Genomic DNA, 23,778 nt, shown 5'->3' on the forward strand with positions numbered 1-23,778 from the left:
AACGAGGGCATGGACGAATCCAATGTCAACACCAACGCCATCGCCATCGTCGGAATGTCGGGACGGTTTCCCGGCGCCGCCGACGTCCAGGCTTTCTGGGCGAACCTGCTGGCCGGCCTCAGCGGCACCGTCGCCCCGACGGACCAGGATCTCGACGCGGCCGGAGTGCCGCCCCAGGTGCGCACCGACCCGGCCTATGTGCGGGCCACCGGCGCGCTCGAAGGGATCGAGGAGTTCGACGCGCAGTTCTTCGGCCTGACGCCCCGCGAGGCCCAGTTGATGGATCCGCAGCAACGGCTCTTCCTGGAGTGTGCCTGGCACGCCCTGGAGGACTCCGGGAACAGGGCCGGCGCCGGGCTCCCGGCCGCCGTATTCGGCGGCACCGGCGCCAACGGCTACCTGCTGTACAACCTGGCGCCGCAGGAGTGGCTCCGCGACCCGGCGCACGAGTACTCGGTGATCCTCGGCAACGACAAGGACTACCTGGCCTCCCGCACCTCCTACAAGCTCGGCCTCTCCGGTCCGAGCATCACGGTGCAGACGGCCTGCTCCACCTCGCTCGTCGCCACCGCCATGGCCTGCCAGAGCCTGCTGGACTACCAGTGCGACCTGGCCCTGGCGGGCGGCTCCGCGGTCGTCGTACCGCACCGCACCGGCTACCTCTACCAGGAGAGCGGCATCGCCTCACCGGACGGCGTCTGCCGGCCCTTCGACGCCGACGCCAACGGCACCGTGCGGGGGAGCGGAGCCGCGGTCGTGGTCCTCAAGCGGCTTGAGGACGCGCTCGCCGACGGGGACACCGTGCACGCCGTGATCCGCGGCTGGGCGGTCAACAACGACGGTTCGGCCAAGGCGGGCTTCACCGCGCCCTCAGTGGGCGCACAGGCCGAGGTGATCGCCCTGGCGCACCAACTCGCCGAGGTCGAGCCGGCCTCGATCGGATTCATCGAGGCCCACGGCACCGGAACCACCCTCGGAGACATGGTCGAGGCCGAGGCGCTCCGCCAGGCATTCGACGGCGTTCCCGGCCGCTGCGCGCTGGGCTCGGTCAAGGCCTCGATCGGGCACCTCGACGCGGCCTCCGGGGTGGCCGGTCTGATCAAGACGGCCCTCGCGGTCAAGCACGGCACGGTGCCGCCGACCCTGAACTTCCGGCGGCCGGGCCCCGCGCTGAGCTCGGACGGCAACCGGTTCTTCGTCAACTCCGAGGCGATCGACTGGCCGGTGGACACCGGGCCCCGGCGCGCGGGCGTCAGCTCCCTGGGGATCGGCGGCACCAATGCGCACCTCGTCCTGGAGCAGGCACCGGAGCAGCCGGACCGCCCGGGGGCCGGCACGGACGTACTGCCGCTGGTGCTGCCGTTGTCGGCGCGCACCGACGCCGCCGTCGCGCAGGCGGCTGAGCGGCTCGCCGGCCACCTGGAGCGGGCCGGCGCCGACCTGCCGGTGGCGGACGTCGCGCACACCCTGATCACCGGCCGTGCGGAGTTCGACTCACGGACCCACGTGGTCGCCGCCACCGCCGCGGAGGCCGCCGCGGCCCTGCGTACGCCGGCCGCACCACCGGCCGGGGGCACGGCAGCGCGACCGCTGGTGATGATGTTCCCCGGCCAGGGCGCCCAGCACCCCGGGATGGCCGAGTCGCTCTACCGCACCCAGCCCGTGGTGCGCGAGGCGGTCGACGAGTGCGCCGGACTGCTCAGGACCGAGCTCGGCCAGGACCTGCGCGAGCTGCTCTTCCCCGGAACCGACCCCGCCCGGGTGGCGGAGGCGGCGGCGCGGCTGGAGCGCACCGAGTACACCCAGCCGGCCCTGTTCACCGTGGAGTACGCACTGGCGCGGCTGTGGCAGAGCTGGGGCGTGCAGCCGGATCTGATGGTGGGTCACAGCATCGGCGAGTACGCCGCCGCCTGCATCGCCGGTGTGCTCAGCCTCCCGGACGCCGTCCACCTGGTCGCCCTGCGCGGCCGGCTGCTCGCGGACCAGCCGGCCGGCGGCATGCTGTCGGCCGCGCTGGCCGAGGACGAACTGCGCCGACGGCTGCCGCAGGGCTCCGTGATCGCGGCCGTCAACGCACCGAAGCAGTGCACGGTCGCCGGCCCGCACGCGGAGCTGGAAGCGCTCACGGCCGAACTCTCGGCCGACGGCGTGCGGGTCACCGCCCTGCACACCTCGCACGCATTTCACTCGCCGCTCGTCGCAGGCGCGGTGGAACCGTTCCGGCGGGCCGTCGCGCAGGTGCGGCTGAACCCTCCGCTCCTGCCGTACGTCTCCTCCGTCACCGGCGCCCTGATCACCGCGGAACAGGCGACCGACCCCGGCTACTGGGCCGGCCAGCTGGTGGCGCCGGTGCGCTGGCACCAGGCCCTGCTGACCGCCGCCGGGCCCCGGGCCGTCCTGCTGGAGGCCGGGCCTGGACAGTCGCTCGGAGCACTGGCCCGGCTCGGCCTGGACCTCAACGCCGGGCATGTCGTCGCCAGTACCCTCCCCAGGCCCGGCGGCGACGAGCGCCGCGCGGTCCTTGAGGCAGCAGGCCTGCTCCGGGACGCGGGTGTCCCGGTGGACCTCACCGCCGTGAACGGTGCGCCCGGCCGTCGGGTGCCACTGCCCGGATACCCGTTCCAGCGCCGCCGCCACTGGATCGACGCGCCGCAGCCCCGGGCCGGCGGCGCGGACGCGGCACCGCAGCCCGAGCCCGTCGCGGTGGCCGTGAACGACATGGACGATGCCGGCACCGTGAACACCGACGCCGTGCGGGCCGCGGTCGACCGGGCCTGGGCCGAGGTGCTGCTCGGCGCCGACCCGGGTCCGGAGGACAACTTCTTCGACCAGGGGGGCCAGTCCCTGGTCGCCGTCCAACTGCTGTCCCGGATATCCCAGTTGGTCAAGGTCAGGCTCCCGCTGCAGCTGATCTTCGACCATCCGACCCCGCGCGGGCTGGCGATCGCGGTCGCCGCCGAGGCTCTGCGTGGCGCGTCCCGGCCCGACCTGCCGGTCCGGCAGGCGGACCGCTCCGGCGCGCTGGCCCTCTCGCCCGCACAGGAACGGCTCTGGTTCATCGAGCAGCTGGAACCCGGAGGCAGCGCCTACAACGTGCCGCAGACCCTGATGCTGGAGGGCGTGCTCGACCAGGCGGCGCTGGAGCGGACCTTCACCGCGCTGGTCGCCCGCCACGAGGCCCTGCGCACCCGGATGGGGATGCACGACGACGCACCGGTGCAGATCGTCGACGAACCGTACGAGGTCACGGTGCCCCTGCTGCTGCCGAGCGGCGCCACCGGAGACGCCGGGGCCGAGGCGCGGGAGATGGCACTGACCGAACTCCGGCGCCCGTTCGACCTGCTGGCCGGTCCGCTGCTGCGAGCGGCGCTGATCCGGCTCGCACCCGAGCGGCACCTGCTGGTGGTGACCATGCACCACCTGGTCACCGACGGCTGGTCCTTCCTCGTGCTGACCCGCGAACTCGTGGAGCTGTACGACGCGTTCACCAGCGGACGGGCTCCGCAGCTGCCGCCCGCCCCCTTCCAGGCGGCCGACCACGCCGCGTGGCAGCGCGCACTGGTGACGGGCGACCACCTCGCCGAGCAGACCGCGTTCTGGACGGAGTACCTCACCGACGCCCCGGCCGCGCTGCCCCTGCCGCTCGACCGGCCGCGCCCGGCCGTCCAGCGCCGCCGCGGCCGCCGCCACCGGATCGAGGTGTCCGCGGACCTCACCCGGCGCCTGACCGCGCTGGGCGCTTCGCGGGGCACGACCCCGTTCACCACGCTGCTGGCCCTGTTCTCCGCCGTCCTGCACGCCCACACCGGCAGCCAGGACCTGCTGGTGGCGACCCCGGTGGCCGGCCGCGACCGGGCCGAACTCGAAGGCATCGTCGGCTATCTGGTGAACACCGTCGTGGTGCGTGCCCGGTTCGAGGGCGCCCGCACCGCTGTCGACCTGGTCGACCGGGTACGCGACAGCGCCCTCAAGGCCCTCAGCAACCCGGACGTTCCCTTCGACCAGGTCGTCCAACTGTCCGGAGCAGGACAGCAGTTGGACCGCAACCCGCTCGCCCAGGTGCTGTTCACCCTGGAGAACCGGATGAACGAGGACGTGCGGCTGGCCGGCCTGGAGCTTTCGCCGGTCGACCTCGACCCGGGGATCGCCCAGTTCGACCTCGCCCTGCACCTCCAGGAGCACGAGGACGGCCTGGCGGGCTGGTTCGAGTACGACAAGGAGCTGTTCCTGCCGGACACCGTGGCGCGGCTCGGGGACCACTTCCTGGAAGTGCTGCGCCGCGCCGTGGACGCACCGGACCAGCGGCTGTCCGAACTGGTGCGGGTGCCGGACGAGGTGCACCGGCTGCTGACCGAGGAATGGAACACCGGCACCGGACAGCTGCCGGCGGACGCGTCACTGGTCGACCTGTTCACCACAGCGGTGGCCGAAGGACCGGACCGTCCGGCGGTGATCGACGGCGGGACGACCTGGTCCTACCGGGAGCTCGACCGGGCATCGGACCGGATCGCGGCCGCCCTCGTCACGCAGGGGGCGGTGCCCGGCGACCGGATCGGCATCCTGCTCGAACGCGGTGCGGACCTGATCGCCGCGATCTTCGGCGTACTGAAAACGGGCGCCGCCTACGTCCCGCTCGACCCGACGCACCCGGCCGAACGGCTCGGCCTCGCCGTCGACGACAGCGGTGTCCGGCTGGTGCTGACCCAGCGGTCCCTGGCGGACCGGCAGCCTCCCGGCGACGCCCCGACGGTACTCGTCGACGGACCCGAAGTGCGGTCCGCGACCGTGGACTTCACCCCGCACCCGGTGGACCCGGAGAGTCCCGCGTACGTCATCTACACCTCCGGCTCGACCGGGCGCCCCAAGGGCGTCGAGGTGACGCACCACAACGTGGTACGTCTGCTGAGGGTCTCCGGCCGGTCGTTCGAGTTCGGCCCCGATGACGTGTTCGCGCAGTTCTTCTCGCACGCCTTCGACGTCTCGGTGTGGGAGATCTTCGGTGCTCTCAGCCACGGCGCAGCCCTGGTCACGGTGGACTACTGGACCAGCCGCGACCCCGATGCCCTGGTGCGGCTGCTGGCCGAACGCCGCGTCACGGTCCTCAACCAGACCCCGTCGTCCTTCCACTCGCTGATCGAGGCCGAAGCGCGGTCGGCAGCAGGCCCGCTCTCGCTGCGCTCGGTCGTGCTGGCCGGCGAGAACCTGGACGTCGGCACCCTCGTCCCGTGGTTCGACCGCCACGGTGACCAGCGGCCCTCGATCGTCAACATGTACGGGATCACCGAGACCACCGTGCATGTGACGTACCGCCGGATGACGGCCGCCGACGTCCGCCCCGCGGTCGGCACGCCCGTCGGGACGGCCCTGCCCGACCTGCGGATCCGGCTGCTGGACCCGGACGGTGCGCTGGTGCCGATCGGTGTGCCCGGGGAGATCTGCGTCGGCGGCCCGGGACTGGCCGTGCAGTACGTCAACCTGCCCGAGCGGACCGCTGAGCGTTTCGTCTCCGACCCGTTCGACCCGAGTCCCGATGCCCGGCTGTACCGCTCGGGCGACCTGGCCCGGTACGACGGCGACGGCGAGCTGTACTACCTCGGCCGCGCCGACCACCAGGTGCAGATCCGCGGCTTCCGGGTCGAGCCGGGCGAGGTGCAGACGGTGCTCGCCCGGCACCCGGCCCTGGCCGGTGCGGTGGTGGTCTCCGCCGCCGCGCCCGACGGCGGAACGGAGCTGATCGGCTATCCGGTGCCGCTGCCCGGCACCGAGGGGCCGAGCGACACCGAGCTGCGGGAGTTCCTGCGCACCCGGCTGCCGGAGTACATGGTTCCCGCGCACCTGGTGACGATCGCGGAGATCCCGCTCACGGCGAACGGCAAGACCGACCGGGCGGCGCTGCCCGGACCGAGCCGGCAGTCGCCCATCTCGCGGCTCGCCGAGACCTTGCTGGAGAAGGAGGTCTGCCAGGTCTGGTGCGAGGTGCTCGGGCTGCCATCGGCCGGCGTCGACGACGTCTTCTTCGAGATCGGCGGCAACTCGCTCTCGGCCGTGCGCGTCAACAACCGCCTGGCCCGGCGCTTCGGCGTCGAACTGCCGCTGCGGGCGCTGTTCGAGGAGCCGACTCCGGCCGCGGTGGCCCGGCGGATCGAGGCCGCCCTGTCCGCGGCCGACGGTCCGGAGGCACCGGCCGGCCGGCCGCTGACCGACCCGGCCACACCGTCCCCGCTCTCCACCGAGCAGGAAGGCATCTACCTGGCCGAGCAACTGACGCCCGGTACCGCCGCCTTCCACATCGGAGCCGTGCTGCGGCTGCGCGGCGCACTCGACCCGGACCGGCTGCGGCAGGCGTTCACCCGGGTCATCGCCCGGCAGGAGGCGCTGCGGGTCGGCTTCGCCGACACCACCGACGGCATCCGGATGCGGCCGGCCGACCCCGGACCGGCACCGCTGATCGTGCTGTACCCGCCGGCGGGCGCGGACCGCGAGGCGTTCGTCGCCGATCTGTACGAGCGGGAACTGGCCCGCCCCTTCGACCTGGAGCAGCCACCGCTGCTGCGCGCCGCTCTGGTGCCGGGAGAGCAGGAACACATCCTGGTGATGGTGGTCCACCACCTGATCTGCGACGGCTGGTCGCTGGGAGTGCTGCTGGACGAGCTCTCGGCGGCGTACGCATCCGACGACGCCCGTCCGCTCCCGGCCGTCGGCTACCGCGAGGCGGCCGCCCGCTCGCGGGCCCGGCTGGAGTCCGGGGAGGCGGCGGCCGATCTGGACTGGTGGCGGCAGCATCTGGACCGTTACCGGGCCACCGCGCCGCTGCCCGCCCTGCCCGGCGCTCCCGAGCGCGGCCCGTTCCGGGCGAGCCGGCGCACCATGACCCTGCCCACCGAGGTGCGCGCCGGGGTGCTGGCGTCCTGCCGCGAGCTCGGCGTGACGCCCTTCGCCCATCTGGCCACCGCCTTCCAGCTGGCCCTGTCCGCGGTCGGGGTCGACGCCCCGGTGCTCGGCTTCCCGACCGCCGGGCGCACCGAGGCCGACGAGGGTGTGGTCGGCTGCTTCATCCGCACCGCCGTGCTGCCCTCGGCCGACCGGGCGGTGACCTTCGCCGACGCGGTCAGGGAAGTCCGGGACCACCTGGTGGCCGCACTGGAGCACGGCTCGGTGTCGGCGGACGCCGCCGACCGCCGCCGGGACCCCTTCCACGCCTGGTTCGTGCTGCAGAACACCCCGATGGCAGGCTCGGGTCCCGGCGGCACGGCCGTGGAGCCGGTGCCCCAGCCCCCCGCGACCAGCAAGTTCCGGCTGGCGCTGGATGTGACCGACACCGGTGACGAGTTCGTCTGCTGGTGGGACTCCGCCCCGGATGTTCTGGGCGAGGAACTGCCGCAGCGGGTGGCCGACGGTTTCCTCGCGGTCCTGACTGCCGCGCCGGCCCCCGGGACCCCCCTGAGCGAACTGCTCGCCGCAGCTTCCACCCCCGTACCCCGGCGGCCCAGGCGCGGGCTCCGATCGGTCTCCCGTCGCGCCCCTTCCCGGCCGGCCACCCAGGCCGACGCCCCCGGCCAGCACGGCCACGTCAAGCAAGGAGATGAGTCATGAGCGCGCAGTTCTCACGCGTCGGGACGGTCCGCAGGGCATTGCGGTCCGCCGCCGGGCCCGACGCCGTCACGATCGAGCCGCTGACCGCCGACGGGAACCCGCCGATGGTGGTACGCCCGAAGGAGCCGGGCACCGACCTGGCGACCTGGGCCGCCGCGAGCAAGGAGTGGGTGGCCGACGCTCTGCTGGAACATCGCGCGCTGCTGTTCCGCGGCTGGCCGGTGGCGGACGCCCCGGGCTTCCAGCGGTTCGTGGCGGCGGTCTCCGACGGTGAGCCGCTGCAGTACCGGGACCGCTCGACGCCCCGGGACGAAGTGAGCCAGAACGTCTACCTGTCCACCACCTACCCCGCGGCCGAGCGGATCGAGCCGCACAACGAGGGCACCTACTGGTCGACCTGGCCGCAGAAGCTGTTCTTCGGCTGCCTGATCGCTCCGCCCGTCGGGGGCGAGACCCCGATCATCGACAACCGCAAGGTCATCGAGCGGATACCGGTCGCCGTCCGGGAGCGGCTGGAGCGGCTCGGCGTGCGTTATGTGCGCAACTACAACAGCGGTTTCGGCCTCACCTGGCAGGAGGGCTACCAGACCGACTCCCGTGCGGACGTCGACCGGTACGCCGCGGCCAACGGCACGGTCACCGAGTGGCTGGAGGGCGACCGCCTGCGCACCGTGCAGATCCGCCCGGCCGTACGCACCCACCCGGTGACCGGCGAGAAGCTCTGGTTCAACCACGCCGGGTTCTTCCACATATCGAGCCGCGACCCGCAGATGCGGGAGGCCCTCGTCGAAGCACTGGGCGAGGACGGACTGCCGACCACCACCACCCACGGCGACGGCTCGCCGATCGCCGACGAGGACGTCCGGGCCATCAACGAGGCGTACCGCGCCGGGGAGATCGCCTTCCGCTGGGAGGTGGGCGACGTGATGATGCTGGACAACATGTCGATGGCGCACGCCCGCCGGCCCTACGAGGGCGACCGCAAGATCGTGGTCGCGATGACCGATCCCGTCAGCGGCGAGGACGCCACCCAGTCCGGTCCTGCCGTCGCGGCCGACGGCGAGGAGGCGTGATGAGTGACGACATCGCGGGCTTCCGGGTCTCCCCGGCCCAGCACCACCTGCACCGGCTCAGGTCGGCGCTCACCGGCGCCGCCCCCTTCGTCGTGCGGCTCGAAGCGGAGCTTCCGGGCACCGCCGACCCGGAGCGGCTGCGTCAGGCCCTGCTCTCCGCGACGGCCCGGCACGAGGTCCTGCGCACCCAGGTGGCGGCGGCCTCAGGCGTCGGCGTCCCGGTGCAGGTCATCGCGGACGAGCCCGGGATCGGCGACGCCGACGACGCGGGCAGCGGTCTCCCGGTCCGGTTCGGCATCGGCGAATCCGCCGACGGGACCCGCCGGCTCACTCTTGCCGCCGATCCGGCGGCGGCCGACCTGGCCACCCTGGTGGGGCTGCTCTCCGCTGCTCTCGGCCGTGCGGCCGGGGACGACGAGGAGGAGCCCGTCCAGTACGCGGACGTCGCCGAGTGGTTCCACCAGTTGCTCGACGAACCGGAGACCACAGCCGCGCAGGACCGCTGGCGCCGGGTGCTGGCGGCCGAGGCGGCCGAGCCCGACCTGCCGCTCCGCCCGGCCGCCCCGACGGACTACCGTCCGGAGACCGCCGCCCTCGTCCTGGCCCCGGGCCTCTCCCGGCAGATCGCCGCACGGGCCGCCGAACTCGGTGTCACCGAAGGCGCGTTGACCACTGCTGCGTGGGGCGTGGCGCTCGGCGGCGGCGGGAACGGGGAGCCGCCGGCGCTCGGGGTGACCGTGAACGGCCGTGCCGCCCCCGAGCTCCAGGGCGCCCCCGGCCCGTACGACCGCACCGTGCCGATCGCGTTCCCGGACGGCGCGGACACCTCCTCGCTGGCCCGGGCGGTGGACGCCGCGATCCGGCAGGCCACCGAGGACGCCGACGTCTTCCGCTGGGACGCCGCCGCAACCGGCGACAACGAGCCGTACTGCCGCTTCTCGGCCGGTCATCTGGACATCTCCGCGCTGGTCGCGGACGGCACGGTCCGGGGTCTGGCCGTGACCGACCGGGCGGACCGCCACGATCTGCGGCTGCTGGTGGTCCGGCACTCGCCGGACCGGCTCGAACTGCGCCTCGACTACGACGCCGCCCGGTGCGAGCCGCAGTCCGCCGAACTGCTCGTGGCCCGGACGGCCGCCGCGCTGGCGCAGTTCTGCGCCGAACAGGCGATCCCGCTCGGCGACTTGGCACTGAGCACCGAGCGGGACGCCGAGCTGTGCCGGCGGCACGGCACCGGCGAGACACTGCCGGACTCCGACAGGACCGTGCTCCACCTGATCCGCGAACACGTCCTCGCCCGCCCCGAGGCCCCCGCGGTGGTGTCCCACGACGGCCGGCTCGACTACGCCGGACTCGACGCGGCGGCCGACTCGCTGGCCACCGCACTGCGCGCGGCCGGCTGCGCGCCGGGTGACCGGGTCGCGCTCTGCCTCGACCGCGGTGTGCTGACCCCCGTGGCCGTACTCGCGATCCTGCGCTGCGGCGCCGCCTATGTGCCGCTGGACAGCCGCAATCCGGCCGAACGCCTGGCCGGCATGGTCGCGGACGCCGGGGTCACCGTACTGCTGGCCGACGAGACCGGACAGAAGGCCCTGGCAGGCGCCGGCCCCGGAATTCCGGTGGTGGCCCCTGCCGCGGCGTGGACCACCCCCGCGGACGGGAACACGGTGCCGGTCACGCCGGACCGTCCCGCCTACGTGATCTTCACTTCGGGTTCCACCGGACGCCCCAAGGGCGTCGAGATCACCCACCGCAATCTGGCCCACTCGACCCGTGCGCGGCTCAGCGTCTACCGGCCCGAGCCGGAAAGCGCCGCACTGCTGATCCCCACGATCGCCTTCGACAGTTCCGTCGCCGTGCTGTTCGGCGCGCTGGCTGCGGGCGGCTGTCTCGTGGTGCCCGGCGACAAGGAGTCGGGCGACCCGGCCGCGCTGGCCGGGCTGGCCGTCGACCACGGGGTGACCGATCTGCTCTGTGTGCCCACGCTGTACCGCCCGCTGATCGAGGAGCTGTCCGGTCGCGAGGGGGTACGGCTGCGGCGTGCCCTGGTCGCGGGCGAGGAGTGCCCGGCGGCGCTGGCGGACCGTCACCACGAAGTGTTGCCCAGTGTGCTGCTGTTCAACGAGTACGGGCCGACCGAGGCCACCGTCTGGTGCACGGTCCAGCAGGTGACCCCGGAGCGCTCCGAGCGGGTGCCCATCGGCCGCCCCCGGCCCGGCGTCCGGCTCCATGTGGTCGGACCGGACGGCGCGCAGGTGCCCTACGGCGCCCGCGGTGAACTCTGGATCGGTGGCCCGAGCGTGGCGGCCGGCTATGTCGGCAGCCCCGAGCTCACCGCCGAGCGCTTCCTCGACGACCCGTTCACCGCCGAGCCGGGGTCCCGCGTCTACCGCTCGGGCGACCTGGTGCGCTACCGGTCCGACGGGGTGCTGGAGTTCCTCGGCCGTACCGACCGCCAGGTCAAGATCCGCGGCTTCCGGGTCGAACTGGAGGAGATCGAGAGCCGGTTGGCAGCCCAGCCCGGAGTCACAGCGGCGGCCGTGGTCGACCGTACCGACGAGGCGGGCTCGACCCGGCTCGCGGCCTATGTGGTGCTGCGCGCCCCGGCCACCGCCGACTCGGTGCGGGCGGCGGCCCAGTCCGCGCTCCCGGCCTACATGCTGCCCGCGATAGACGCACTGCCCGAGCTGCCGACCCTGCCCAACGGCAAGGTCGACCACGCCGCTCTCCGAAAGCTCGCGCCGATCCGCGCCGCGGCCGTGTACGTCGCGCCGCGCACGCCGGTCGAGCAGGTACTCGCCGAGGCCTGGCAGCAGGTGCTGGGGTGCGAACAGGTTGGTGTCGAGGACAACTTCTTCGACCTCGGCGGCGATTCCATCCGGGTGGTCCAGGTGCGCCTCCAGGCCCGCAGGCGCGGAGTGCTCATCCAGGTCACCGACCTGATGCGGCATCCCACCATCGCGGCGCTCGCCCCGCTGGCGACCGCAGTCGAGGACGGCGAGCCGACCCCGGCAGCGACGGAACCGCTGCTGCCCGATGGCGTGCGCGCCGGGCTGCCGGACGAGGTGGAGAACGCCTGGCCGCTGTCCAGCCTCCAGGCGGGCATGCTCTTCCACACCGCCTTCGAGCGCGGTGAACGGCTGCTCTACCACGACGTCACCACGCTGCGGCTGCGCTCGGCGCTCGATGTGCCGGCCTTCGAGTCGGCCGTCGCCGAACTCTGCCGCCGCCATGCCATGCTGCGGGTTTCCATCGACCTGGCGCACCCCGCGGGGCCGCTCCAGCTGGTGCACCGGAGCGTCCCGGCCCCGCTGCGCATGGTCGACCTGCGCGATGTCCCCGCCGGCCGGCAGCGTTCGCAGGTGGACGCCGACGTCGAGCACGAGCGGGCGACCCCGTTCGTCCTGGAGCAGGCCCCGTTGGTGCGCTTCGTCGTCCATCTGCTCGGCGAGGACGAGTTCCAGCTGACCCTCGCCGTGCACCACGCGGTGCTCGACGGCTGGAGCGTCACCGTCCTGCTGACCGAGCTGATGGACTGCTACCAGCACGCGGCGGATCCGGCCGCGCCCGCACCGCGGCCGGCCCCCGCAGCCACCTACGGCCGCTTCCTCGCCCTGGAACAGGCGGCACTCGAAGGACCGGACGGCGACTGGTGGGCTCGTCGGACGGAGGATCTGCCGACCGGCCGGCTCGGCGGCAGCGGCCTGGCCGACGGCGTCGGCGAGCAGCGGCTGGGCACCCAGCTCGCGCCGGAGACCTGCGAGGCAGTGCAGCGCGTCGCCGGGCAGGCAGGCGTGCCGGTCAAGAACGTACTGCTGGCCGTCCACCTCAAGGTGCTTGCGGTGATGACCGGACGCGACGACGTGGTCACCGGTCTCGTCACCAACGGCCGCCCCGAGGACGAGGAGGACTCCGATGCGATGCTCGGGCTCTTCCTCAACACCTTGCCGCTGCGGACCGCGCTGCCCGGGGGCAGCTGGCTCGATCTCATCGGGCACGTCTTCGCGGAGGAGCGGGCGATGCTCCCGCACAGGTGGTACCCGATGAGCCGGATCCGCCAGGCCCGGGCGGCGGACTCGCTGTTCGAGGCCGCCTTCAATTACGTGCACTTCCACCGCTACGGCGAACTGTCCACCCGCAGCGGGGTGGAGGTGCTGGACGCCGTGTTCCACGGGGACACCAACCTGCCGCTGATGACGGACTTCATCCAGGACCCGGTCGGCGGCGGGATCGAGCTGTCCATCGCCTTCGACCCGTCGCTCCACCGCCCGGAGTTCATCGAGGCGATGGTCGACAGGTACCGCTCGGCGCTCGACGCGCTCATCGCGGCGCCGGAGCTGCCGCACACGGCGGACCCGCTGCTGTCGTACGCCGAACGGCTCCGCCTCACCGCCACCGCGCACGGCGCGAAAACGGCGCCGGCCGCAGGCAGTCCGGTGGCCGGGCTGGCTGCCGCGCTCGCGGCGTCCGGCGACCGTACGGCAGTCGAGGTGTCCGACGGGTCCATCAGCCACCGGCAACTGCTCGATGCCGCACGGGCCTTCGGCGCCGCGGCCCGCCCGGAGCCGGCCGCCCCCGGGACCGGCGGGGAGCCGGCTGTCGCCCTGTTGCTGCCGCGCGGTGTCGCACTGGTCACCGCTGCCGTCGGCTGTCTGCTGGCCGGTGTGCCGTTCGTGGTCTGCGACCCGGACCAGCCGGCCGAGCGGCTGCGGGACATGCTGGTGGACGCCGGCGCCGGGCTGATCGTCGCCGCCGACCCCGGCCGGATCGCGGGAGCCGTGCCGGAGGGCGTGCCCTGCCGGACGCCGGACGAGCTGCGCGGTTCCGGCGCACCGGGCCCGGATGCCGATCCGCACCCCGAGCACCTGGCCTATCTGGTGTTCACCTCGGGCAGCACCGGCCGCCCGAAGCCGGTCGCGGTCTCGCACCGCGCACTGGCCAACCGTGTCGAGTGGGCGCAGCGGACCTACCCGCTGGGGCCCGATGACCGGCTTCTCGCCCTGGCCTCACCCGTGTTCGACTTCGCCGTCTGGGAAGTGTTCGGACCGCTGCTGGCCGGCGCCTGCCTGGTCGAGGCCCCCGACCTCACGGACACCGGCGTCAGCCTCGCCGAGCTCCTGCGCAGCACCCGGACGACGGTCGCACACCTCGTACCCTCTCTGCTGGGCGGGCTGCTGACCGACCCCGCGCTTGCCGACGGCAACGACCTGCGGCTGCTGCTCGTGGGCGGCGAGGCGTTCCCCGCACCGCTGCTGGCGGAGCTCCGCCAGCAGCTCCGGTGCGAGGTGATCAACCAGTACGGACCGGCGGAGGCGACGATCGACGCCACCTTCCACCGGGTCGGCCCGGAGGTATCCGGGCAGCCCGGCCGGCCGGCCACCGTGCCGATCGGACGGCCGATCAGCAACGTCTCGGTCCACCTGCTCGGTGAGAACCTCGCCCCCGTCCCGCCCGGCTGTGTCGGCGAGATGTTCATCGGCGGTGAGGCGCCCGCCCGCGGCTACCACGGCCGGCCGGCCCGCACCGCTGAAGCGTTCCTGCCCGACCCGTACTCCGGGGTCCCGGGCGCCCGGATGTACCGGACCGGGGACCTGGCCCGGCTGCTGCCCGACGGAGCGCTGGAATTCCTCGGCCGCACCGACGACCAGGTCCAGGTGAACGGCGTACGGGTGGAGCCCGGCGAGATCGAGGCCGCGCTGTACGCGGACGGGCGGCTGGTCGAGGCCGCGGTGGTCGCACACTCCACACACCGCGGCGGCGTGCAGCTGGTGGCCCATGTGACGCCCCGCGAGGGCGTCGGTCTGACGCCCGACGAGGTACTCGACGGCCTGACCGGGCTGCCCGACGCGCTGCGCCCGGGGCTCGCGGTGGTCCACGGCGCCCTGCCGCGCACTGCGGGCGGCAAGATCGACCGGGTGGCACTGAGGACGGCCGGGCTGCCCGGCCGTCCCGGGAGCGACCGGGTGGCGGCAGCCACGGAGCTCGAAGAACGGCTCGCGGTCCGGTGGTCGGAGGTCTTCGATACGACCGAGCTCGGGGTGACCGACGACTTCTTCGAGCTCGGCGGCGACTCCATCCTCGCCCTGCAACTGGTGGCCCGGGCCCGGCGCGACGGAATCGCGCTGACGCCCCGGTCGATCTACACCCACCGCACCATCCGGGCCCTGGCCCGGGAACTGGGCGGTGCGGAGCCCTCCGGGGCCACGGCGGTGCCGGGCCGAGGGGCCGCCGCGCTGGTGGCGCTGCGCGCGGACGGCGATCTGCCGCCCTTCTTCTGCGTACACGCCAGCAACGGTTCCGCCGCTCCCTACGCGGCCCTCGCCGCCACCCTCACCCGGCCCGGGCCGTTCTTCGCCCTGGACGCGGAAGGGCTGGCACCCGACGGTCCGGAGCTTGCCTCGGTACCCGCTCTTGCCGCGCACTATCTGGCGCAGATACGCGCCGAGCAGCCGAACGGCCCCTACCGGCTGGGTGGTTGGTCGACCGGCGCGGCGGTCGCCCACGAGATGGCCGCCCAGCTCAGGGCGGCGGGTGACGAGGTCGCCGCGCTGGTCCTGCTCGACCCGTCGACGCCACCGAGGCTTCCCTCTCCGCCGGACCAGGCCGACCTGCTGTGGCTGTTCCTGAGGGACCTGGCGGGCCTGACCGGTCGTGCGGCACCACCGCTCGATGCCGAGCAGGTGAGGAAGCTCGACCCGGCCGACCGGCGCCGGGCCGTGCTGTCCGCGATCCGCTCGGCCGGGCTGGTGGCGGAGGAGACGATGCCCGAGGTGGCCGCCCGGCTGGGAGTCTTCGGCGCGATGGTCTCGGCCGCCGCCGTATGGCAACCAGCCCGCTATGACGGCCCGTTGGCCCTCATGGTGGCCGGGGACGCCGGGGCGGCAGCGGAACGGCTCTCCGGCTGGCGTCGGTTCACCACCGGGGAGGCCACCGCCCGGGCGGTGGCGGGCAATCACCACACCATGCTGCGCCCGCCCGCGGTCGCCGGGCTGGCCGAGGTGCTGGACAGCCTGCTGAACGGGTAGCGACCACTCACAGGTGGCACAGTGCGATCGGACGGGGTCCCGGTGGTCCACCGGGGCTCCGTCCGGCTGTTCCACGGACCGACGGATACCGCGGCTCACGAGCCGTCGGGAGCCATTCCGGTGGTCACGTGAGCCGTGTTGGAGCGGGTGCCGTAGTAGAACGCCCTGACCCGGTACGAGGCGTGCTTCTCGTCCGGCAGGGTGCTCAGGCCGAAGGAGTTGATGTCCGGCGCCAGCACCGCGACCACCCGGTAGGCGCCGCTGCCGCGCGTCCTGAGCTCCAGCAGCCAGCCCTGTTCGTCGCTGGCGTGATCGGTCCAGGTGAACCTGATGCCGTTCGCCCGCACGGCCGTGGCGCGGAGGCCCGTCGGGGTCCCTGCGCCCGGCACCCGCAGCGAGCCGGTGGCGGGCGCGCGCCCGGATCGGACGGTCCGCGGTCTCGCCCAGACGTTGTCGTCCTGCTTGTCCTTCGCACTGAGGCCGCCCGGGGGCAGATCGACCTCGACAGCGGAGGAGGCCGGCCCGTAGTAGGGGCGGAGCCGGTAGTAGAACGGCGTCTGCGGCATCAACCTGGGGTGGTGGTACGAGTGCTGCGCGGCCGGTACGTACTGCAGCAGCGTGTACGGGCCGCCCGGCGAGGTGGCGAACTCGACGGCGTGACCGGCCGCGCCCCGGTCGCTTCCGTCCGCCCAGGTGAGTGTGGCGTCGACCGGCGAAGTGAGCGCGGCGTGCAGGGTCCCGCGGGTCGGCGGGGAAGGCGCGGCGGATGTCGCCGTACTCCGGGCAGGGGCCGAACACCCCACCGGGGCGGCGCAGATGACGAGCGCGGCCAGACAGCGGAGCAGGGGGCGGACGCGAAGATTCAAGGCGAGCCTCGTGGGGGTCGGCGGCCGGCGGGCACGGCCGCCGCGGGGTGCGGTCGGCCGGGGCGGGGCTGCCCCGGAACACAGGCACGAGCCGTCCGGGGCGGCCCGGCGCTCACTTGCTCCAGAACTTCACATTGCTCCAGGTGACGGTGATCGGGCCGTTCCCGCTGCTGGTGCGGTACGCGCCGAACTTGTCGTAGTAGCTGCCGGACGGGCTGTCCACCGTGTTGGCCAGCGAGCCGTTGATGTAGGTGCGATGTGTCTTGCCGACCTGGTTGACGGTGTTGACGCGGACCGTCGCGCCGACGGTGCCCGCGTCGGACACCGTCGTGCCTCCCGCCACGGTGTACAGCCGGCCGCCGTTCTCCACGGCGAGCATGTAGTACGGCCCCTGGGAACCGCTGGTGTCCCGGAAGGTCTGCTTGAGCGAGATGCGGCTGCCGCCCATGCTGGAGATACGGAAGTACCCCTCGAACTGGTGCGTCCCGCCGGTGTACGTGTCGTAGCGCCGCTCCGCACGCTGCTCACCGCTGGTGTCGGCGCAGGTGAGACTGAACGTCATTCCGTCGGCATGGCCGCACCCCTTCTCCTGGACCTTGTAGCCCGGTGACTGAGGGGTCCAGCCGCCTGGCTCGACCTCGGCGTTCGCTTGGGGGGCGGCCATGAGCAGTCCGCAGACGGCCGCGAGACCGGCGGCCCATCGGTACCTCTTCACCATCACTCACTCCCATTTCTCGCTGAATGGCAGATCGAGCAGACCTTGAGCCGGTCAAGGCTGCGCACAGCGTAGGAGTGGTGCCCCGGAGCGACAAGACTGAGGCTGCCGCCGTCCGAACCGACGGCGCCCGAAAGGGCCGTGTACATGTGGCGGGCCCCCGCCTTCCGGCAGGGGCCCGCCGTGCGTGAGGCTCAGTCCCCAAGCGAGTCCTTCATGCCCTGGGCGCGGTCCTTCGCGTCACCGAGAGCACCCTTGGCCTTGCCCTTCGTCTGGTCGGTCCTGCCCTCGGCCTCCTGGCGCTTGTTGCCGGTGGCCTTCCCGGCCGCCTCCTTGGCCTTGCCCTTGATCTTGTCCATGGCGCTGTCGTCGCCCATCGCTGCTCCTTGTGCGGTGCGGATAGCTGGCCCGCTCACGGTAGGACTGTTCCGCGCGTACCGCCCGATATCGCGCCCAATGGCGCAGTGGGGCCACCGGCGGCCGCTGTCCGGTGCCTCAGCGCGCCGCCGGGCAGTGCCGTGACCGTGCGGGCGACTCGCTCAGCAGGAAGTCCGCCACGGCATCGGCCGGGCACCCCTTTGCCATGGCCACACCGTGGCCGGTCGCCTCGACGGTGACCATGGCGGCCCGGCCGCCGAACGCGCGCAGTGTCCGGCGGGCCTCGCTCAGCGGAGTCGACGGGTCCTGGGTGTTCTGCGCCATGAGGATGTTGTGCGGACCGCGCGCGACCGGCTTCGGCGGGTGGTCGGAACCGGCCATGGGCCAGAAGGCGCAGGGCCAGATGTTCGCGGGTGACCCTGCCGTCAGGGGGAACTGCGCGTTGCTGTGGGTGACCGCCCGCCGGTAGCCCGCGACATCCTTCGGCCAGACGCTGTCGTTGCAGACGATGGCGTCCTGCGCGCTGAAGAAGTTGTCCGGGAACACGCTGTCGAACTGGAGCTTCGACATCAGACCGGCGGGGATCGAACCGGCGTGGGCCGCACCGAGCAGCTCGGCGAGCCCCGGAAAGTAGCCCTGCTGTTCGAGCAGCGACTCCTCGGCCTCCAGCAGCAGGTTCCCGGTGAGGCTCTTACCGGTCATCAGCGGGAGCGGTGTCCCGTTGAGCTGCCGCACCGTGGACAGGACCGTTCGCCGCACGTCCGGTGCCGAACCGCCCAGATGGTAGGCGCTGTCCCGGGCCGCCACCCACCGCGCGAAGCCGCCGAAGGCGTCCTCGACCCCACGTCCCTTGTTCTGGATGGTCGCCTTCACACCGCCCGGCGGGACGACGCTGTCCAGGAGCACCCGGCCCGAGGTCGCGGGGTACAGCGAGGCGTAGACCTGCCCGACGAACGTCCCGTACGAGGTGCCCGTGTAGGACAGCGTCCGCAGCCCCAGGGCGATCCGGATCCGGTTGATGTCACGGGCGATGTTCACCGTGTTGAAGAACGGCAGTGCGGAGCCCGCGTGCTGAGTGCAGGCTCTCGCGACGCGCCGGGCCCACGCGACATTGGCGTCGATGCTGCCGTCGGCCGCCGGATAGGAGATGCCGGTGGCCGTGGTGCGGTCGGAGCGTGCGATGCCGCAGTGCAGCGGGTCGCTGTGGCCGATACCCCGGTAGTCGAGCCCGTACAGGTCGGTGGTCCGGGTGACTCGTGCGGGCAGCGCCGACACATCCTGCGACGGCAGGTCGAGCCCGCTGCTGCCGGGGCCGCCCTGCCCTGTCATCAGGGAGTTCGGGCGGGGCGCCCCGGAGCGGATCCGGGACACCTCGATGGTGAGCCGGCGGCCGCCGGGGGCGCGGTAGTCGAGCGGTACGCGGACGGTCGTGCACTGCTGGCGCGGATCACGTCTCACCGGGGGGCCGCCGCCCGTACCGGCGTCCGCCGCGGGGCAGCCGCCCCACCTCTGCCCCGCCGTGCCGGACATGCCCGCGGTCGGCGAACCCGCCGTGCGTCGCTCGGCCCCGCCGCTGCACGCGACCGCCCCGGCCATGAGGGAGGCGACGACAGCCAGGGTGACCGGGGCGGGGTGCGGCCTCTCGCGCGGCGGTCGCGCGGCGGGCCGGCGGGTGAGCAGCCGGACCAGTACGACGACAGCGGCAGCGGCAGCGACGGTGTGGACACCGGGGCTATTCACGGAGACGGGGCCTTTCAGCACGACGGATGGAGCCGTTACCTGCTGAGTGTGTGGCCTGCGACCCGTGAGAACGGTCAACCGGCTGGGTGGAGTGTTGGGCGGAGCCCGGCCCCCCCCCCGGGGTATCCGGCTCGGACGCCGGACGTACGGGACGGCGTGGCCGACGGCAGCGCCCCGGCTGCGGGCGCAGTCGGGGCGGTGGGGCCGGGGCGGGGGCACGGAGGACGGCGGTGAGACCGTGCAACCGGGCCTGCCGGCCGGGGCCTGCCGTGGGCCGAGTGGCGGGGTCCCATCAGAGGGGGCGCGACTGCCCAATGAGGTGGGATGTCAAAGGGTGTTGGGGCCGATGTGATTCAACGGCCCGGTGATCCGGCCGATTTCGCTTCGGCCGGGGACGAACTGCGCGGGGGGTGAACTGGGCGGGGGACGAACGGCACGAGCCCGCCGGTGATCGCGGTCCGCTGGGGGATCCGCTGTCACCGGGGCTCGTGTCCGCCGTTCGTCCGGGGCTTTAGCTCACCCGCGTCAGACCGGTCCACGTCGTGGATCTGCGGCTCAGTACGCCGAGTTGACGTTGTCGATGGAGCCGTAGCGGTGGGCCGCGTAGTTGGCGGCGGCCGTCAGGTTCGCGACCGGGTCGGTCAGCTTGTCCGCGGTTCCGGGGACGTGGAACGTGTCGAAGGTGGGCTGGATCACCTGGAGCAGGCCCTTCGAGGGGACGCCGTTCTGGGCGTTGATGTCCCAGTTGTTCACGGCGTTCGGGTTGCCGCTGGACTCACGCATGATGTTGCGGTGCAGGCCCTCGTAGGTGCCGGGAATGTGGTGGGCCTTCATGATGGCCAGCGATTCCTTGATCCAGCCGTCGAGGTTGTTCTTGTAGATCGTGGGCGCCGCGGCCTTGTGCTTCGCGGCGCTTTTCTTGGCGGCGGCCTTGGCCTTCGCGGCCTTCGCAGCCTTCGCGGCCTTGGCCTTGGCCGCCTTCGCCGCCTTGTCGTCCTTCTCGCTCTTCTTGGCGGGCTTGGCAGCGGCCTTCTTCGGAGCGTCCTTCGCGGGAAGGCCGTTGGCGGAGACAGGCTTCACCGATGCGGTGGCCTGCGCGGGTATCTGGGCGCTGCTCGTCTCGGCGGTGGCGGCGAGGGCCGTGCTGGCTCCCACGGTCACGAGGACGGCGGCGGCGATCTTGTGCGTACGGGTGGTGCGGGGCAGAGAGATGCGGGGCATGCTGGCCTCTTCCAGATGGGGGACGTGACGTGCGGCCTTCGGCGGCGCAGTGGATGTGAACCGAGGGTCTTGGCCGCGTTCGCCGACTGGCGTTGGTCGCTGGCTCGTTCTCGGTGCTTGCCGGGATCCATGGTTAGCGCCCGTCTTCGGCGGTGGCAATGACCCTCTGTACTACCTCTCATCGTGAGATGGGGTGAAATGCCCGAAATCATGGCCGTTCTGCCGTGCGAGGCTGGGGGCGGGGGCCGACTATCGAGGGTCGTAAGTGACATAGGTCCTGTGGCTGGTGTCACCCCGCCAAACGCCCGGAAATGCCCTAAAAGTTGTGTGGGTCACAGGGGTTGGGGTGGTTTCCGGTGATTCAGTGCCGCTTCAGCGGGTAAATGTCCACGCCACTTCCGGTGGGCGCGGACTTCCGGGCCGTCGCCGGTGCGGACGCGGGATCACCGTGTGCGAGGGGGGAGGGGCACCACTGGAGGGGGCCTGGAGCGGCAGGGGGAGGGCACCAATACCCGGCAGGGAAGGCCACCAATAAGGGAGCCGGAGCCCGAGGCGGCGCAAGGGCCAATAAGGGGGGCCTGGGGCTGGAGGGGGAGCGGGCGCCAATAAGGGGGCCCGGAGCCGAAGGGGATCCGGCGCCGGCAGAAGGGCCGGAGCCGGAAGTGACGGCGGCAGCGGAGATACCCTCGAAGCAAGGGGATCCCCGCCCGTCATCCGGCGATACGGCGGCTGTGGCGCGCGGGGCACTCAGCGAGGAGGTTCCCCACGATGACTTCCACCACACGGCTGATGAACGTTCTTCCCGCATTCCACCGTGAACGCCTTATGGATCTGGCCCGCGACGTCTTCTTCCCCCAGGACGCGCGGATCTTCGAGGAGGAATCACCCGCGGACAAGTTCTGGATCATCCATACCGGCACCGTGTCACTCGACCTGCACGTACCGCAGCGGGGCAGGGTGATGGTCGACACCCTGGAGGTCGGGGACCTGCTCGGCTGGTCCTGGCTCTTCCCTCCGCACCGGTGGCACTTCGGCGCCGAGGCGTTCAGTCCGGTCCGGGCGCACGAGTTCGACGCGGTCACCGCCAGGAAAGTGTGCGAGACCGATCCCGAGCTGGGCCTGGCGCTGGCCCGGTCCGTCGCCGAGGTCCTCGCCACCCGCCTGGAGGTCGCCCGGACGAAGCTGCTCGACCAGTACATGCTCCACGGGGCCACCGGCGTATAAGGACCCGGCCGGGCCATACAAGGGGAGTAGCGCGGGGGAGCGGTCAGGGGCCGGTCAGGGCTGCGGCGGCGCAGGCGCCGCGCTGTCGGTCACCGGCTGTGCCGATGCCGTCACCGCCGAGCGGCGGAGCCGCCTGAGCCGGTGCATCACGTCGTTCGCGCCCCGGCCGAAATAGTCGTGCAGCAGGCAGTACTCGCTATAGAGACGGTCGTACGCCGCCGACCTGGCCGGATCCGGCTCGTACACGGTGGGCCGGATCCCGCCCATCGCCGAAGCGGCCGCATGAATGTCCCGGTACGCGCCCGCGGCGACCGCCGCGTGCATCGCCGAGCCGAGCGCCGGACCCCGGGACGAGCGGATCAGGCTCAGTGGCCGCCGGGTGACATCGGCGTACAGCTGGGTCAGGAAGGTGTTCTCCAGCAGACCGCCGGCGAGGGTGATGCCGGTGACCGGCACCCCGGCCTCCTCGAAGGCCTCGATGATCCTTCGGGTGCCGAAGGCCGTCGCCTCCAGCAGCGCGCGGTAGACGTCCTCCGGCCTGGTGGCCAGCGTCAGCCCCACGACGGTGCCGCTGAGCTCATGATCGACGAGCACCGACCGGTTGCCGCTGTGCCAGTCCAGGGCCACCAGACCGTGCTCCCCGACGGCCTGCGCGGCGCCCAGCAGGGTCAGATGTTCGTGGAGCGTGCGGCCCAGCCGCCGTGCCTCCTGCGCGCAGGACTCCGGGACCGCGGTCCGTACGAACCAGCCGAAGATGTCGCCGACGCCGCTCTGCCCGGCCTCGTAACCCCACAGACCGGGCACGATGCCGCCGTCGACCACCCCTGACATGCCCGGTACCGGGCTCGGGTCCGGCGAGCTCACCATGTGGCAGGCGGATGTCCCCATGATCAGGACCATCCGGCCGGCCCCGGCCGCTCCCGTCGCGGGCACGGTCGCATGCGCGTCGATGTTCCCGACACACACCGCGATGCCCTCGGGCAGCCCGGTCCAGCCGGCCGCCTGCGCGGTCAGACCGCCCGCCCTGGTCCCGAGCGCGCCGGTCGGGTGCTCGACCTTGCCGCTCACGAAGTCCCGGAATCCGGGGTCGAGCGCGGCGAGGAACTCGTCGGACGGGTGGGCGCCGTCCTGCAGCAGGCCCTTGTAACCGGCGGCGCAGGCGCTGCGGACATAGGAGCCGCACAGCTGCCAGACGATCCAGTCCGTCGCCTCGACCCAGTGGTCCGTCAGGGCGTACAGCTCCGGGTCCTCCTCCAGGAGCTGGAGCCCCTTGGCGAACTGCCCCTCCGACGAGACCCGGCCCCCGTAGCGGTTCAGCCACGGTTCGGCCCGCTCGGCCGCCAGGGCGTTGATCCGGTCGGCCTGGGGCTGCGCCGAGTGGTGCTTCCAGAGCTTGACGTACGCGTGCGGCCGCTCCCTGTACTGCGGCAGCTCGCAGAGCGGTGTGCCGTCGGCCGTCACCGGGATCATGGTGCACGACGTGAAGTCCGTCCCCACCCCGATCACCCGCTCCGCCGGGACTCCGCTCGCCTCCAGCGCCCGCGGTACGGCGTGGCGCAGTACCCCGAGGTAGTCGGAGGGAACCTGGAGCGCCCACTCGGGCGGCAGTCGAGGGCCGCCGTGCGGGAGTGTCTCGTCGAGCACACCGTGCGGGTAGAGGTGCTCGGCAGCGCCCAGCTCGGCGCCGTCCCGTACCCGGACGACCACCGCACGGCCGGACAGGGTGCCGAAGTCCACTCCGACGACATACGAATCCTGGTCCCGGCCGCTCCCCGGCGCTGCGCTCACGACTCACTTCTCCTGCCCGTAAGGAGGGGCCGGCCTGCGCTGCCGGTTCCGTCGGCGGCGACTGCGCGGGAGCGCCGCTCGCCGCCGGTCATCGTACGCGTCCGGGGTCCGGGCGAGGGTCTGCCGGGCCGGGACGTGGAACCGCAGCAGGGTGG

10 protein-coding genes are annotated in these 23,778 nt (G+C 72.8%); 4 read left to right on the forward strand and 6 right to left on the reverse strand.

Going from position 1 to position 23,778, the window contains the following annotated elements; translation table 11 throughout:
- The first annotated feature begins 9 nt into the window (after positions 1–9).
- Genes OG385_RS32310 through OG385_RS32320 form a run of 3 tightly spaced genes read left to right on the forward strand, consistent with a single transcriptional unit; the run spans position 10 to position 15,691 of the window.
- A complete protein-coding gene (locus tag OG385_RS32310; protein ID WP_266860227.1) occupies positions 10–7,593 on the forward strand; it encodes a non-ribosomal peptide synthetase/type I polyketide synthase in 7,584 nt (2,527 codons plus the stop codon).
- Entirely contained in the window at positions 7,590–8,666 is a 1,077-nt protein-coding gene (locus tag OG385_RS32315; protein WP_266860229.1) for a TauD/TfdA family dioxygenase, read from the forward strand. Before OG385_RS32310 ends, OG385_RS32315 begins: the two co-directional genes overlap by 4 nt.
- Positions 8,666–15,691 carry a non-ribosomal peptide synthetase gene (locus OG385_RS32320; RefSeq protein ID WP_266860231.1) on the forward strand — a complete coding sequence of 2,342 codons (7,026 nt, stop codon included), beginning with the start codon at positions 8,666–8,668 and terminating at the stop codon, positions 15,689–15,691. Before OG385_RS32315 ends, OG385_RS32320 begins: the two co-directional genes overlap by 1 nt.
- Positions 15,692–15,786: 95 nt before the next feature.
- On the opposite strand, the gene OG385_RS32325 is transcribed toward OG385_RS32320, so the two are convergent.
- The 5 genes from OG385_RS32325 to OG385_RS32345 form a co-directional block, all read right to left on the reverse strand.
- On the reverse strand, positions 15,787–16,557 hold the full coding sequence (locus OG385_RS32325) for a fibronectin type III domain-containing protein (RefSeq protein WP_266860233.1): 771 nt from the start codon (positions 16,555–16,557) through the stop codon (positions 15,787–15,789).
- A 112-nt stretch (positions 16,558–16,669) separates the two neighbouring features.
- Positions 16,670–17,275 (reverse strand): hypothetical protein, encoded by a 606-nt coding sequence (locus tag OG385_RS32330; protein WP_266860235.1) that lies wholly within the window; start codon positions 17,273–17,275, stop codon positions 16,670–16,672.
- A gap of 191 nt (positions 17,276–17,466) precedes the next feature.
- Entirely contained in the window at positions 17,467–17,649 is a 183-nt protein-coding gene (locus OG385_RS32335) for a CsbD family protein (RefSeq protein WP_266860237.1), read from the reverse strand.
- Between the two features lie 118 nt (positions 17,650–17,767).
- Complete coding sequence (locus OG385_RS32340) at positions 17,768–19,390, reverse strand: alpha/beta fold hydrolase (RefSeq protein ID WP_266860239.1); 1,623 nt, start codon at positions 19,388–19,390, stop codon at positions 17,768–17,770.
- A 555-nt stretch (positions 19,391–19,945) separates the two neighbouring features.
- The gene (locus OG385_RS32345) at positions 19,946–20,611 is read right to left on the reverse strand and encodes a transglycosylase SLT domain-containing protein (RefSeq protein ID WP_266860241.1); all 666 of its coding nucleotides are present in this window, start codon (positions 20,609–20,611) and stop codon (positions 19,946–19,948) included.
- Positions 20,612–21,379: 768 nt separating this feature from the next.
- On the opposite strand from OG385_RS32345, the gene OG385_RS32350 reads away from it, so the two are divergent.
- Positions 21,380–21,835: a cyclic nucleotide-binding domain-containing protein gene (locus OG385_RS32350; RefSeq protein WP_266860243.1), complete on the forward strand. Its 456-nt coding sequence runs from the start codon at positions 21,380–21,382 to the stop codon at positions 21,833–21,835.
- Between the two features lie 54 nt (positions 21,836–21,889).
- On the opposite strand, the gene araB is transcribed toward OG385_RS32350, so the two are convergent.
- Positions 21,890–23,623 (reverse strand): ribulokinase, encoded by a 1,734-nt coding sequence (araB, locus tag OG385_RS32355; protein ID WP_266860245.1) that lies wholly within the window; start codon positions 23,621–23,623, stop codon positions 21,890–21,892.
- Positions 23,624–23,778: the final 155 nt, after the last annotated feature.

Origin of the sequence: Streptomyces sp. NBC_01306, assembly GCF_026340465.1 — a bacterium.
GTDB lineage: Bacteria > Actinomycetota > Actinomycetes > Streptomycetales > Streptomycetaceae > Streptomyces.